We start from the raw sequence: 14,833 nt of genomic DNA on the forward strand, positions 1-14,833 counted from the left end.
TAGCGATATACAACACGATGAGACCGCACCTGAGTTTAAATATGGAAACGCCCAATCAGGTGCATAATAGAAAAGGCCAGCTACTGGAGCTGGCCTAAAAACCGTCAACCTATTTTAGGACGGGTCACATTAATCCTAAACGGCTAACGCAACACTTTGATAAGGTTCTGGCTGAGGCTCTTCGTTTCCCCCACCATACTTGGCATAAAACTCGGCAATCGCTAATTGTTGATTAACTTGCTTTTGCTGCTCAAAATTACTGTTTATGCTTTCTAAGGCTTTGTAGCTAACGGGATTGCTCCCACTATTTTTAGAGTCGTTTCCGGTAGCGCTAGTGTAATAAGTATCGAGCAAATTCTGCTGGTGATTCACCGCCGACACACCCACTACAACATTACGCTTAGCATCAATCTCTGCTTGCTGTTTTTGCTGGTAACTGGCTACTTCACCGCCAACATACAAGCGAGCATTACGTTGTTCTTCAGGGCTTAATTGGTCATATTCGTCAGAAATCTTATCGACAATATCACCATAATTGGGACTACTTTGAGAGGAAGTAACTGAACTAGTTAACGAGGTACTAGGCTGCGGATATTGGTAGACCGAGCTTGAGTTGACTTGCATTGACATTAATTCACCTCTAAATCAGTTAAAAAGCAACCAATCCTTGGCGAACTTCTGCACTATAACAAATGCCTAGCGCGCGTACAATTAATAAGCTAGATATCTACAATAAGTCAAATGAATAACTTAGGTCTGCATCTATTAAACAGTAAATAACTCCTAGCTCACCGGTAAATTAAGAATTTACCGCCATAAAAGCATCTAACTTCATATCTTTAACCAGTACACAGTCCATACCCGCGTTATGCGCAGCTTGTAGGCCAAATGGCGTATCTTCAAATACCAAGCAACGTTGCGGAGCAGCAGCTAGTTGTTTAGCCACTTGAAGAAAGGTATCAGGCTCGGGCTTATGAGCTTGCACATCTTCAGCACAAACCATCGCTTCAAAGTATTGAGCCAAATCTAAGTTGCTAATAATTCTCTGCATGTTTACTCGCTCTGCCCCCGTGCCTAAGCCAAGCTTTTTAGTCTGTTGAAACTCTGCTAGCAATTGACAGCTCGCATCGATGCGGGACACTTTCTGCCACAAAGCATCAAACCCTGCACGCTTATCTTGAAGTAGACGCTCTCCATCAATACTCACTTTAAAGTGCTGTTGATACTGCTCAGCAATTTTTAAGGTCGGCATTCCACCACGCTGGGCAACAAAATCAATATGCACTGGCAGCTGCTGCTTAAGCAAGGCTTGCTCCCAAGCGGATAAATGCGCAGGCATGGAGTCTACTAGGGTACCGTCCATATCGAAAATTAAGGCGTCGTATTTAGCGTAATCAATGGTTAACACAAACTTTCTCCCATAAAAAACGCAGCCTTATAGCTGCGTTTTTTGAATGACTTAAATACTAGATGTATTCAACGCCAGTAATTTCGTATTCTACTTCGCCACCCGGTGTAGATACAGTTACTTCATCTTCAACACTTTTGCCTATAAGTCCGCGAGCAATTGGAGAATTCACCGAGATGCGGTTTTGCTTAATATCGGCTTCGTCATCGCCCACGATGGCGTAGGTGACTTCTTTATCGGTGTCCAAATTCAGCAAATTCACAGTGGCGCCAAAAATCACTTTGCCCACATTGTTAATTTTGGTTACGTCGATAACCTGCACGTTACTCAGCTTGCCTTCGATGTCTTGAATTCGACCTTCACAAAAGCCTTGCTGCTCACGAGCTGCATGATATTCAGCGTTTTCTTTTAAATCTCCATGCTCACGCGCTATCGCAATATCTTCAATAATTTTAGGTCTAACAACTGTCTTTAAGTGTTCTAGCTCTTCGCGTAATAGCGTTTCGCCGCGCACCGTCATAGGAACTGGTTTCATATCTACTAACTCAATCAAACTGAAAAAACAGAAAAAAATTTGGCTGTCGAAGACAGCCAAATTTCCTTGTACTAATAATTGCAGTGTAACGCTATTTCACGCTGCGGTGAAGATCTTCACCGCTTTAGGCGCAACAATAGTCACCGATTAGATGATACGTTTATGCAATTCTTGAACAGACGTCACAGTACCGCGGTCATCAGCTGTGTGTGCTTGGCAAGTTGCAAATGCACCATTTAAGGTAGTGGTGTAGTTCACTTTTTGCGCTAAGGCTGCACGACGTAACTGACGAGAATCTTCAATAGATTTGCGCCCTTCGGTAGTGTTAATAACGTAGCTATACTCGCCATTTTTCAAACGGTCGAGAATATGTGGACGCCCTTCATGCACCTTGTTTACCAAGCGAGGGTTAATTCCCGCTTCGCCAAGGGCAACTGCTGTGCCGTGTGTAGCATCTAGCTCATAACCAAGCTCTAATAACTTACCGGCAAGCTCTGCTACACGTTTCTTGTCTGAGTTACGCACTGATAACAGTACACGACCACTCTTAGGGCCATCGTTACCAATACCTAATTCAGCTTTTGCGTAAGCTTCTGCAAAAGTATCACCTACACCCATCGCTTCGCCCGTAGAGCGCATTTCTGGGCCTAAGATAGGGTCTACACCGTGGAACTTGTTAAATGGCAGCACCACTTCTTTCACAGAGTAGAATGGTGGAATGACTTCTTTAGTAATTCCTTGCTCAGCCAAAGAAACACCGGCCATTACCCGCGCGGCTACTTTTGCGATGGGTACGCCAGTGGCTTTAGATACAAACGGTACAGTACGTGCAGCACGAGGGTTAACCTCAATGAGATAAATCTCATCGTCTTTAACCGCGAACTGAGTATTCATTAAGCCAATTACACCAAGCTCAAGAGCCAGCGCGCGAACTTGTTCACGCATGCGGTCTTGAATTTGTGGGCTCAAGGTATATGCCGGTAATGAACATGCAGAATCACCCGAGTGAACACCTGCTTGCTCGATATGCTCCATAATGCCGCCAATCACTACATCTTTGCCATCACAGATGGCATCAATGTCGATTTCAACAGCATCATTTAAGAAACTATCAAGCAGTACTGGTGAATCATTAGATACGCTTACCGCTTCTTTAAAGTAACGGCGTAGGTCAATTTCGTCGTAGACGATTTCCATTGCCCGGCCGCCCAATACATAAGATGGACGAACAACCAATGGATAACCGATGCGCTCAGCAGAGATAACCGCTTCTTCGGTAGTAGTAACCGTGTCATTTTCTGGCTGTTTAAGCTTCAAGCGGTCTACAGCTAGCTGGAAACGCTCACGGTCTTCGGCGCGGTCAATCGCATCTGGTGAGGTACCAATAATTGGCACACCAGCCGCTTCTAGTTCGCGCGCTAACTTAAGTGGCGTTTGACCACCGTATTGAACAATTACACCGGTAGGCTGCTCAACACGTACAATTTCTAATACGTCTTCCAGCGTCACTGGTTCAAAGTACAAGCGGTCAGAGGTATCGTAATCGGTAGAGACTGTCTCAGGGTTACAGTTAACCATAATGGTTTCGTAACCGTCTTCACGCATAGCGAGTGCCGCATGAACACAACAATAATCAAACTCAATACCTTGGCCAATACGGTTAGGACCGCCGCCTAGTACCATGATTTTTTTGTTATTCGATGGCTTCGCTTCACACTCTTCATCGTAAGTTGAGTACATGTAAGCGGTATCGGTAGCAAATTCTGCAGCACAGGTATCTACGCGCTTGTAAACAGGTAACACCTCTAAACGATGGCGCAGTTTACGCAGCTCTTTTTCAGACACGCCCGTTAGCTTAGCTAAACGCGCGTCAGCAAAACCTTTACGCTTAAGTTTACGCATCATTACCGCGTCTAAACTAGCAACGCCATCTTTAGCAACTTGCTGTTCAAGCAAGATGATGTCTTCGATTTGTACCAAGAACCAACGATCGATATTCGTTAAGCCAAAAATGTCTTCTACGCTCATGCCGGCACGGAATGCGTCAGCAATATACCAAATACGATCACAACCAACGTTTTGTAGTTCGTGACGGATGGTTTCCATGGCGTCAGGGGCATTTAAGTCAACGATAGGATCAAATCCATCAACGCCAACTTCTAAGCCACGTAAGGCTTTTTGCAGTGACTCTTGTTGGTTACGACCAATCGCCATCACTTCGCCTACAGACTTCATTTGCGTGGTTAAGCGGTCGTTAGCACCAGCAAATTTTTCGAAGTTAAAGCGAGGGATTTTTGTTACAACATAGTCGATTGAAGGCTCAAACGATGCAGGTGTTTGGCCGCCCGTAATATCGTTTTGCAGTTCATCAAGGGTGAAACCAACAGCCAGCTTCGCAGCAATTTTAGCGATTGGGAAACCGGTAGCTTTAGAAGCAAGTGCAGATGAACGCGATACACGCGGGTTCATCTCAATGATCACCATACGGCCAGTATTTGGACAAATACCAAACTGTACGTTTGAACCGCCAGTTTCTACACCAATCTCACGCAAAACAGCCAAAGAGGCGTTACGCATTAACTGGTATTCTTTATCTGACAAAGTTTGAGCTGGAGCTACTGTGATTGAGTCACCGGTGTGCACGCCCATTGGGTCGAAGTTTTCAATGGCACATACAATGATGCAGTTGTCGTTTTTATCACGAACCACTTCCATCTCGTATTCTTTCCAGCCAATTAAGCTTTCATCAATCAGCAATTCACTGGTTGGCGAAAGGTCTAAACCGCGAGTACAAATTTCATCGAATTCTTCTTTGTTATAAGCAATACCGCCACCGGTGCCACCCATAGTGAAAGAAGGACGAATAATACAGGGGAAGCCAACTTCGTCTAATACGCTGTAAGCTTCTTCCATTGTGTGTGCAATACCAGCATTTGGACAAGCCAAACCGATACTTTTCATGGCTTTGTCGAAACGGCTACGGTCTTCGGCTTTATCAATCGCGTCAGCGGTAGCGCCAATCATTTCAACATTGTATTTTTCTAGTACGCCTTTGCTTTCTAGCTCAAGTGCACAGTTTAATGCTGTTTGACCGCCCATAGTGGGTAATACGGCGTCTGGGCGTTCTTTTTCAATAATGCGCTCAACCACTTCCCAATGAATAGGTTCGATGTATGTCGCATCGGCCATTTCAGGATCTGTCATGATGGTAGCGGGGTTAGAGTTAACCAAAATAACTCGGTAACCCTCTTCGCGTAGCGCCTTACAAGCCTGAGCGCCGGAGTAATCAAACTCACAAGCCTGGCCGATGACAATTGGGCCTGCGCCCAATATTAAAATGCTTTTTATATCATTACGTTTTGGCATAAGTTCTGCTGCTCTCTACCTACGCTTGGCCGTTAAGGCGCTGCTCGATTAATTCAATGAAATGGTCAAACAATGGTGCTGCATCGTGCGGACCAGGGCTCGCTTCAGGGTGACCCTGGAAGCTAAACGCAGGCTTATCGGTGCGATGAATACCCTGTAAGCTCTGGTCGAACAATGAGAAGTGAGTCATTGTAAGGTTTTCAGGCAAGGTCTTTTCATCAACAGCAAAACCATGGTTTTGCGCAGTAATCATTACCCGGTTGTGTTCAATATCCTTAACCGGGTGATTACCACCATGATGACCAAATTTCATTTTCACTGTTTTAGCGCCACTGGCTAAAGCAAGAATTTGATGGCCTAAACAAATACCGAATACTGGAATATCAGTTTCTAAGAAAGTTTTCACTGCAGCAATGGCATAATCACATGGTTCTGGATCACCAGGTCCATTTGATAAGAAGATACCATCTGGCTTAAGTGCTAGTACTTCTTCAGCGGGTGTTTGTGCAGGAACCACCGTGAGTTTACAACCTCGGTCCACTAACATACGCAAAATATTGCGTTTAACACCGAAATCGTAAGCAACCACGTGAAACTTACTGTCTTCACTGTCGGCCGGTAAGCCGTCAACCAAGTCCCAGCTACCTTGCTTCCATGTATAGGTTTCTTTAGTGGTAACTTCTTTAGCTAAATCCATGCCTTTAAGGCCAGGGAATCCTTTAGCAGAAGCCAAGGCTAGAGCCTCATCTAAATCATCACCCGCTACTACACAACCAGCTTGCGCGCCCTTCTCTCGAAGTATGCGGGTTAGCTTGCGGGTATCGATGTCAGCAATACCAACTACGTTACGCGACTCTAGGTATTCACTTAAGCTTTGTTGACTACGGAAGTTACTCGCAACCAAAGGCAAATCTCGAATCACTAAACCACAAGCGTGGATAGCATTCGATTCTTCATCTTCGGGGGTCGTACCATAGTTACCAATATGTGGGTAAGTGAGGGTGACTATTTGGCGAGCATATGAGGGGTCAGTTAAAATTTCTTGGTATCCAGTCATCGAAGTATTAAAAACGACTTCTCCAACGGCGGAACCATTGGCTCCGATTGCGGTTCCACGGAACACGGTACCGTCTTCTAATACCAGCAGCGCTGATTTGCTCAAGGCAACCTCCTAACAAAGAACTGTCGACACGACAAAGTTGAACTAAGGTTAAAATTTAGTCCAATACGATAAAAATTTGGCAAATTCCGCGGATTATAGAAGAGATACTCAGAAAGGTCTATCATTTTTTATACAAACTTATAAAAATAGGCGCTTTATATAAAAAACATCCTTAAAGTGTTAAAAGCAGAAGTTTAAGCCAACATTCTAGCTTAATAAGCTATTCCGCTCTTAATACCCAAAGAATCTTGAGATAAATAAAAAGCGGGCCTAAGCCCGCTTTGTCAATATTACATTAAAATATTTTTATTCACATTTTTGAATAAGAATTTTTCCTGCTGCAGCGTCAGATGCAGCTGCGTTCTCTACAATAAAGCGAACACTAATATTACCAGCCGGGAATGTCATTGAGTTATTTGAAAAAGCACCGCCCGCTTTTGACCATGCGGTGTAAAACTCATCAACAACTAAGCCTGACTTAGGAGCGTCATTATCTTCAGCAGTTGGCACATAGAACTGAGTTGTCCAATCTGATGAATCATCAGCAATCTTAAACTCTGCTGTTCCGCCTGCGTGCGCAAAAAATGCTTGGTAAGTATTATTACCTTTATAAGATAACTTATACGCATCTTGAGCTGTCCAATCGCTTAAGTCACCACGAACATATAACGATGTACTTCCCATAGGACCCGTTTCACCACTTGGCGCTAACTCTTCACATACCGGAATGGGTTCTTTGTAAGTAACAGTTAAAGTTGCAGCTTCTTTATTAGCAGCATTAAACACAAAGGTGTATTCGCCTGCATTTTGCGTAGCAAATCCAATATTCTGAGCACCATCACCGCCAGTTAACGCAAATGAGTTACCAACAGTGAGCGGGTCACCTTCAGTTTCTGCACCATAGTTAACTCCTTCGCTACCCCAACTAGGATCAGCAACCTTAACGGCAAACTGTCCATTGTTATCGCTAATATCGACATCTGTTAGATTAGTAGTAAAAGTATATTTACCTAAGCCTGCATACTCCATTGCATAATCAGCATTACCTGGAGCCCAGTCAGTAACTGTACCAACTAAGGCTACCACAGTATCACCAAACGGTTTTTCATCAGCCACCGCCTCTACTTTGATGATTGGGTTAGCATCATCTTCAGCATTAACCGAGAAACTATATGAACCTGTTTCTGTAATCTCTAATGTACAGTTATCATCTCCAACTAACGGAAGTGACCCTGAATCAATAGTAGCGTTTCCGCATCCAACTAACACACTAGACCAATCTGCCGTCGCAAACTTAAAGTTATAAGAGCCAGCTTCTAAAATCTTAGTGATTGAGTAAACGCCACTACCTTTAAATTCGGTAACGTCTGAAGTACCCCATTCATTCATATCACCACGTAACAACAATTCGTTGTCACCATAGGGAGGAATTCCAGAAGTATCCTTTTCGCTAACCTTTAGACCAGCACCTTGTGAGTCACCCTGTTCTTGCACGAACACTGCCGTAGTCATAGCAGGTACGGTGAACGTTGCGTTAGCAAACATAGAGCCTAGAACTACACTATCAGCAGAATCAGCTAATGTTGGATGCAGAGTAAATCCAGAAGCTCCTTCAATGACAAATTCTTGCATTTCTGAGCTGGCATTAACTACAACAACCATAGCGTCATAATTAGGGTCTAGATCAACGCCGGCACTAGCGCCATCATCGATAGACATTACAATCAAACCAGGAGTTTGTTGAGAGCCCGTATTATGGAAATCCACACGAGCCTTAATATCTGCTTCAGCGTTAAGCTGGAACAAAGGACTGCCAGTTCGAATAGTTAACATTTCCATGAACTGTGCTTTAGCCAATGCAATATCTGCAACACTCGGCTTAGCAGAGGGGTCTTCAATAATCTGACCAATCAACGGCCAGTTAGCACCGTCTTTGTCTTCACGAGGTAAGCCAACATTCCAGTTATTATCTTGACCAGTAAAATCTACACGGTTATACCAATCACCAGAATCATAACTATCTCGTTGCATAGATTTAGAACGAAGTAACTCAGACCCCATATGAATGAAAGGAATACCTTGGCCATACATAACAGTTGCTAAGCCAACAGATTGCATTCTAGCTCGCTCACTAGAGCTTAATTCTGTCGCAAACTTGTAGTTATTGTTGTCCCAAAGCGTTTGGTTATCGTGTTTTGACACATACGAGATATTCTCTTGAGCCATTTCAGTGTAACCAGCTTCTTGACCGTTATAGTCAACTCGCTTACCAATTGTTACGGTATCCTTGTTATCAACTAGTACAAAGTTTTTAAGGTTACCAGCCATACCTACGCGAATTAAATCAGCATCGTTAAGCAGTTTCTCGGTAGCGGTATCTTCACTTTCTACCAACTCATTCCAAACGGCAGCATTACCAAAACCTTGGTTAGCACGAATAGCTTCTTTTTCATCGAATGGACCACCACCTCGCACAGCATCACGCAAACGGTCTGAGAATGAACCAATTCCAGTACCACCTAAATTAGGCTGAGTAGCTTGTACAAATCGAGCATCACTGGCAACTTCACCGAAGTCCCAACCTTCTCCATAAAAGTAGTTATCAGGGTCAACCGCTTTAACAGCATCCCATGCCGCTACCATAAGATCCTTAGGTTGGTGTCCCATTAGATCGAAGCGGAAACCATCGATCTGATAAGCTTCAGCCCAAGTAACCAACGAGTCGGTCATTAGTTTGCCCATCATGGCATTTTCAGTTGCAGTGTTATCACAACACGTAGACGTTTCAACAATACCTGTTGACGCATTTAAGCGGTGGTAATACCCAGGGACAATTTTATCTAGAACAGATTTTTCATTAAGACCTGAAGCATTAGTATGGTTATACACAACATCCATGATCACTCGCATATCTTGCTCGTGTAAATGTTTAACCATTTGGCGGAACTCTAATATACGAGCGGTGCCATTTGCGTCAGTAGCGTAACTCCCTTCTGGAACCGTATAATGGTAGGGGTCGTAACCCCAGTTAAAGCTGTCTAAACCGCGTAAATCATTCATTAATGCTTGCGCGTCACCAGTAGCAGGATCGTAAGACGCTAGCACATCTTTAATAACTGCTGTGTCATTCTCTGTTCCACATACAGAAGCGTTAGCGTTCGAAGCACATAAATCACCTATAGTGTCGTCGATATCGACAGCGTCGGCTTCATTTACAGTGGCAATATCAAACGCAGGTAGAAGATGAACGTTATTTAAACCTGCATCCCGTAATTCCATCAAGTGCTTGTAGCTGGCTCTTTCTGTATCAGTGAAAGCTAGATACTTACCTTTATATGCGGCAGTTCCGTCTTCATCTGCAGAGCTAAAGTCACGAATGTGAGTTTCGTATAATACGTACTCTGTGGGGGAATTAATTGACGGGGCGGCTACTTCATCCCAATTGTCTGGTTTTAGCTCATCAGCATCAAGATCCACGACTTGAGAGTGAGTACTATTTGTAGATAAGCTTAGCGAATATGGGTCAGTTACCATTGTTGTTTCCCATTTCCGAGTTAACGGATGGTAAACATTCACTTCGTAACGATAGAATTTTCCAACAAGGTCTTGCTCAACGTTCGCTGACCAAATACCCGTGAACAAATCCATTTCAAGTTCAACCATCGACTCTTCACCTAACGCACTTAGGTCTTCGTCATATAGATATAAGTTTACATGTTTGGCTGTTGGAGCCCACAACTTGAACATAGTACTGCCATTAGCAGCAATAGCTCCCAAAGTTACGTCTTTTGCATCGTCATAAAACAAGTCATCCAGCAGGCCTGCATTTTGAACAACTGTCGCACTTTGAATAATTCCGTCTGCATCAGTAAGAACAGCTACGATTTCTTCTTTCACCCAACCATGAGGGTTTACATCATCAGGTACAGTGTACGCTTTGTATGAACTCAGGTGTGGGAACTTAGTTTTCAGTTCATCACTAATGTCACCTGCTGTAAGTTCTACGAAAGTTCCTACAAGTTGGCCTTTTTCGTTAGTTTCAAGCGCTTTACCGTTAGTAACATAAAGTCTTGCTCCAGTGCCGGTTGCCTCCCAAAGCACAGTCGATTCGTCAACCCAATGAGCAGCTCGACCGGTAATACCACTAGATAAAGTACCTAGAGCCTCATCTCGAGTATCGTAAGATGTGGAGTTACCACTAACAACGGTAACTGTTCTATCCGGAAAATCAGCAAAATGTAACTGCATATCAGAGCCAGTTAAATTGTTGTTATCCGCATCTCGAACGATATAGTTAACACAACCGTCTTCTGAAGTTAATGGTAGCTCCCAATAAGGGCCCGCAGCGTCTTTACCCGCTATAACATTGGTTGTGTTATTCCAATCATCGTAGCCAGGTATCGCAGCAGCGTCCAAGGAGTCACACGTATCGTTATTCCATAAGTGTAAAGTCCAACCATTGTATTTGTCTGCTGGAACCTCACCATTAACAGCTTCTATATCTAGGAAATTAACAATCGCTTTATTGGTTGCCGCGATTTCGGTTTCGCCAACAGGATCATAGCTTTTAACACGAGCAATTTTTAACCCTGTGTAAGCTTCAGTTCGAGATTCTAATGCTTTAGTTTCGCCTTTCTTAAAGGCAACCTCTTCTCCGTTAGCTGCGTCATCTGCAGTATATTCAACAACAGGGAGAACTTCAGCTCCATTTTCATCAGCCACTGAAAAACTCAAACAAGCACCAGAGGCAATACTATCTAAGTACCAATATGGACCAAACTCATCAGCACCTGATGGTGAAAGAGCATCTCCAGACAAAGCGTCACAAGAATCTGAAGCGTTTGGAACTAGGGTCCATCCTGTAAAAGCTTCACCCATTCGACTTGTTGCACCATCAGGGTCAACTACGCTAACCAAAACTTGATTCGCTGTTGGGGCAGTCACTTCTTGTGGGTAGTTTGGTATTTCAACTCCAGGAGGTGTAACTGGTGGAGTAACACTATCATCGTCACTTCCACACGCAGCAAGTGCGGCAGCTACGAAAATGGGCATGGTAAGCTTTGCTAGCTTACTAATTTTTATATCCATGTCAGCCTTTCCTTTCCTATTACTGAACCGATATTCAGCAAATTAATGTTTTTATGTGTAAATTTTTTTGCTCTCGCCTTCCATTGGACGAGATGCACATAAGGTAGGATTTCGGGCAAAAAAGGACTGTGACGACAACGTAACTTTGGGTAACACAATGTTACATAGCAGTGTTTTTTATAGGCTTTGTGAGACTGCTCAAAGAACATAATTCTTGAAAACGATTTCATAAAAACCCTTGATAACGCTTTCAAGATGTTTAGCCGAATAAAATACTATGTGGAATTGAGTTAAAAATAAAAAAAACGCCGCATAGCGGCGTTATTTAATCAGCGGAAGAACGAGTATCAATTAGTCGTTTAAATCCAATACATCACGCATGTTAAACAAACCCTTAGGTTTATCTTGTAACCAAACGGCCGCTCTTACGGCACCATTAGCAAAAGTCATTCTGCTAGAGGCTTTATGGGTTATTTCTACACGTTCGCCAATATCAGCAAACATGGCAGTATGCTCGCCCACTAAATCACCAGCGCGAATAGTCGCAAACCCAATTGTCTCTCTGTCGCGCTCACCGGTAATACCTTCTCGGCCATATACTGCAACTTTCTTTAAATCTCGGCCAAGTGTATCTGCAATCGCTTCGCCCATGCCTATAGCGGTCCCTGAAGGAGCATCAACTTTATGGCGATGATGACCTTCAATAATCTCAATATCGGTGTAATCACCCATCACTTTGGCAGCAACTTCTAGCAGCTTAAATACTAAATTCACTCCAACACTCATGTTAGGCGCAAACATAATCGCGATATCTTCAGCGGCATCAGCTAATTCTTGTTTTTGTTCGTCACTAAAACCGGTCGTGCCTATAACCATTTTCTTACCATTTTCTCGGGCCCAAGCAAGGTGTGCGAGTGTAACGACGGGTGCGGTAAAATCGATGATAACGTCAATGTTGTCTTTAGCTTGTTCAATACTGTCTACGATAGCGATTTCGAGTTTACCTAAACCTGCCAACTCACCAGCATCAACACCAATTAAACTAGAGCCTGGGCGCTCTGTGGCAGCGCCTAAAGTGGTGGCTGAACTTTCATTTACTGCTTCGAGTAAATTTTTGCCCATTCGTCCATTACATCCAACAATCGCTACTCTTACTGGCGACATAACTATTCTCCTTTTAAACCGCTACTCATACCGAGATTGTGCTCGACTATAACAAAGCAAGCTATATAAAACGAGGCTTAGCCAAGAGTTAGGCGAAGAGTGGCTAGAAACACATAATCTTCTAGTGAATTACGCTATTGGCAGTCTTGCCAGCTTTGACTCCCCATTAACAAAAATGGCCACTGTTAACGTGGCCTTTTTGTTATCTAAAATGCGAGCAATGCTTAAGCTGCCTCACCTGATTTAACCAGTTTAGGTTTAACTTTTTCACTCGCCTGAGCGGGATTACGCTGGCGCTCATACAAGAATTTAAGCACTTGTGAACGGTAATGGTTATATTCAGCATCATCGGCTAAGGCCACCCTATCGCGCGGACGCGCTAGTTTTACATCTAATACTTCACCAATGGTGGCAGCGGGTCCATTGGTCATCATAACAATTTTGTCTGATAGCAAAACGGCTTCATCTACATCGTGAGTAATCATAATAACGGTGTTGTTAAGCTCTTGCTGGATCTCCATTAAAGAATCTTGCAGGTGAGCCCGAGTTAAGGCGTCTAAGGCACCAAAGGGTTCATCCATTAACAGCACTTTAGGTTGCATTGCTAAAGCCCGTGCAATACCAACCCGCTGCTTCATACCGCCAGAGATCTCATCTGGTCTTTTGTCTTTCGCATGAGTCATATGCACAAGCTCTAAATTGTGCTCAATCCACTCTTTCATTTCAGCTTTAGACTTTTGCCCTTTAAAGACTTCTCTTACCGCCAACTCAACATTTTGATAAGCGGTTAACCAAGGTAATAAAGAGTGGTTTTGAAACACTACCGCGCGGTCGGGGCCAGGTTGGTAAACTTCTTTCCCTTCCAAAACAACGCCGCCTTCAGTGGCGTTATACAACCCTGCCACAATGTTAAGTACCGTCGACTTACCGCAACCAGAGTGGCCAATCAGCGATACAAACTCACCCTTTGCTATTTTTAGGTCTACACCATCTAGTGCTCTAAAAGGCCCGTTTTTGGTGGGGAAATCAATGCTTACATGATCGATTTGTAAATACTGAGACATAATTATTTCCTTATCCTAACGTGCACTTTCTGGGCTTGAATGAGAGATTATTTTTTGTAGGCTTACCATCAACCAATCAAGCACATAGCCAATTAATCCAATCACTACTACAGCCACCATAATGCGGCCTAAAGAGTTGGAGCTACCATTTTGGAATTCGTCCCAAACAAACTTACCCAAACCGGGGTTTTGTGCCAGCATTTCAGCGGCAATCAATACCATCCAACCAATACCCAACGAGATACGTAATCCAGTGAAGATCATCGGCAACGAGGCTGGAATCGCAATTTTGAAGACTTGTTTGCTCCAGTGCAGCTGAATCACGCGGCCCACGTTTAACCAATCTTTATCAATAGAGGCAACACCTGTGGCCGTATTGATTAAAGTAGGCCATAACGAACATAGCGTCACGGTGATAGCTGAGGTAACAAATGACTTAGAAAACATCGGGTCGTTACTCACATATACCGCGCTCACCACCATGGTCACAATAGGCAACCAAGCGAGCGGTGATACTGGTTTTAATATTTGAATAATCGGGCTAATTGCCCCGTAAAGCTTTTTGTTTAAACCGCATGCTACACCAATAGGAATGGCGATAAGACTCGCTAAAATAAAGCCGGTAAACACGGTAAATAAGCTGGTAAGAATTTGGTCAAAAAAGGTTTCTTTTCCGGTATAAGGACGAACCTTTATTTTAGCGTCGGGGTTCTTAGCTAATTTTTTTTCGTTACGCACTTCTTGGCGTTGATAAAAAGCCTCTTCTTTTAACCGCTCTTCTTGGTGTTCAACCACCAAACCCTGATACTGCTGCCACACCTGTGAAGGGCCAGGTAAGGTCCCTAAACTGGTTTGCACCTTAGCTGCCGATACACTCCAAAGTAGTAAGAACAAAGCAATCGCCAGAATAGGCAATCCAATACGCTCAAAAATTTCACTTAATTGCTGTTTTGGGTTTTCACCGCTAGCCAAACGCACCATGGGTACTACAGGGCTCAAACCTACTGTTTCTAGAGAGTGAATTAATTTATCTTTCATCACTACAA

9 protein-coding genes are annotated in these 14,833 nt (G+C 43.6%); all 9 read right to left on the reverse strand.

The window, feature by feature from the left end:
- Positions 1–135: 135 nt before the first annotated feature.
- Positions 136–630 (reverse strand): hypothetical protein, encoded by a 495-nt coding sequence (locus FFR00_RS20240; RefSeq protein WP_137675236.1) that lies wholly within the window; start codon positions 628–630, stop codon positions 136–138.
- A 169-nt stretch (positions 631–799) separates the two neighbouring features.
- On the reverse strand, positions 800–1,408 hold the full coding sequence (locus tag FFR00_RS20245) for an HAD family phosphatase (RefSeq protein WP_137675237.1): 609 nt from the start codon (positions 1,406–1,408) through the stop codon (positions 800–802).
- A gap of 58 nt (positions 1,409–1,466) precedes the next feature.
- Positions 1,467–1,943 (reverse strand): transcription elongation factor GreA, encoded by a 477-nt coding sequence (gene greA / locus FFR00_RS20250; RefSeq protein WP_137675238.1) that lies wholly within the window; start codon positions 1,941–1,943, stop codon positions 1,467–1,469.
- Positions 1,944–2,090: 147 nt separating this feature from the next.
- Complete coding sequence (carB, locus tag FFR00_RS20255) at positions 2,091–5,309, reverse strand: carbamoyl-phosphate synthase large subunit (RefSeq protein WP_137675239.1); 3,219 nt, start codon at positions 5,307–5,309, stop codon at positions 2,091–2,093.
- Positions 5,310–5,328: 19 nt separating this feature from the next.
- Positions 5,329–6,471: a glutamine-hydrolyzing carbamoyl-phosphate synthase small subunit gene (carA, locus tag FFR00_RS20260; protein WP_137675240.1), complete on the reverse strand. Its 1,143-nt coding sequence runs from the start codon at positions 6,469–6,471 to the stop codon at positions 5,329–5,331.
- Between the two features lie 306 nt (positions 6,472–6,777).
- Complete coding sequence (gene pulA, locus FFR00_RS20265) at positions 6,778–11,559, reverse strand: pullulanase-type alpha-1,6-glucosidase (protein ID WP_137675241.1); 4,782 nt, start codon at positions 11,557–11,559, stop codon at positions 6,778–6,780.
- A gap of 351 nt (positions 11,560–11,910) precedes the next feature.
- Positions 11,911–12,723: a 4-hydroxy-tetrahydrodipicolinate reductase gene (gene dapB, locus FFR00_RS20270; protein ID WP_137675242.1), complete on the reverse strand. Its 813-nt coding sequence runs from the start codon at positions 12,721–12,723 to the stop codon at positions 11,911–11,913.
- Between the two features lie 224 nt (positions 12,724–12,947).
- Positions 12,948–13,787: an ABC transporter ATP-binding protein gene (locus FFR00_RS20275; protein ID WP_137675243.1), complete on the reverse strand. Its 840-nt coding sequence runs from the start codon at positions 13,785–13,787 to the stop codon at positions 12,948–12,950.
- Positions 13,788–13,802: 15 nt separating this feature from the next.
- Positions 13,803–14,825, reverse strand: coding sequence for an ABC transporter permease (locus FFR00_RS20280; RefSeq protein ID WP_137675244.1), 1,023 nt, complete (start codon positions 14,823–14,825; stop codon positions 13,803–13,805).
- Between the last annotated feature and the right edge of the window lie 8 nt (positions 14,826–14,833).

Source organism: Agarivorans sp. Toyoura001 (genome assembly GCF_005405585.1).
Classification (GTDB): Bacteria; Pseudomonadota; Gammaproteobacteria; order Enterobacterales; family Celerinatantimonadaceae; genus Agarivorans.

Coding starts and splice junctions, on each gene's coding strand:
- carB (WP_137675239.1), bottom strand. CDS start 5,309: ATGCCAAAACGTAATGATATAAAAAGCATTTTAATATTGGGCGCAGGC.
- FFR00_RS20275 (WP_137675243.1), bottom strand. CDS start 13,787: ATGTCTCAGTATTTACAAATCGATCATGTAAGCATTGATTTCCCCACC.
- pulA (WP_137675241.1), bottom strand. CDS start 11,559: ATGGATATAAAAATTAGTAAGCTAGCAAAGCTTACCATGCCCATTTTC.
- FFR00_RS20240 (WP_137675236.1), bottom strand. CDS start 630: ATGTCAATGCAAGTCAACTCAAGCTCGGTCTACCAATATCCGCAGCCT.
- greA (WP_137675238.1), bottom strand. CDS start 1,943: ATGAAACCAGTTCCTATGACGGTGCGCGGCGAAACGCTATTACGCGAA.
- dapB (WP_137675242.1), bottom strand. CDS start 12,723: ATGTCGCCAGTAAGAGTAGCGATTGTTGGATGTAATGGACGAATGGGC.
- FFR00_RS20280 (WP_137675244.1), bottom strand. CDS start 14,825: ATGAAAGATAAATTAATTCACTCTCTAGAAACAGTAGGTTTGAGCCCT.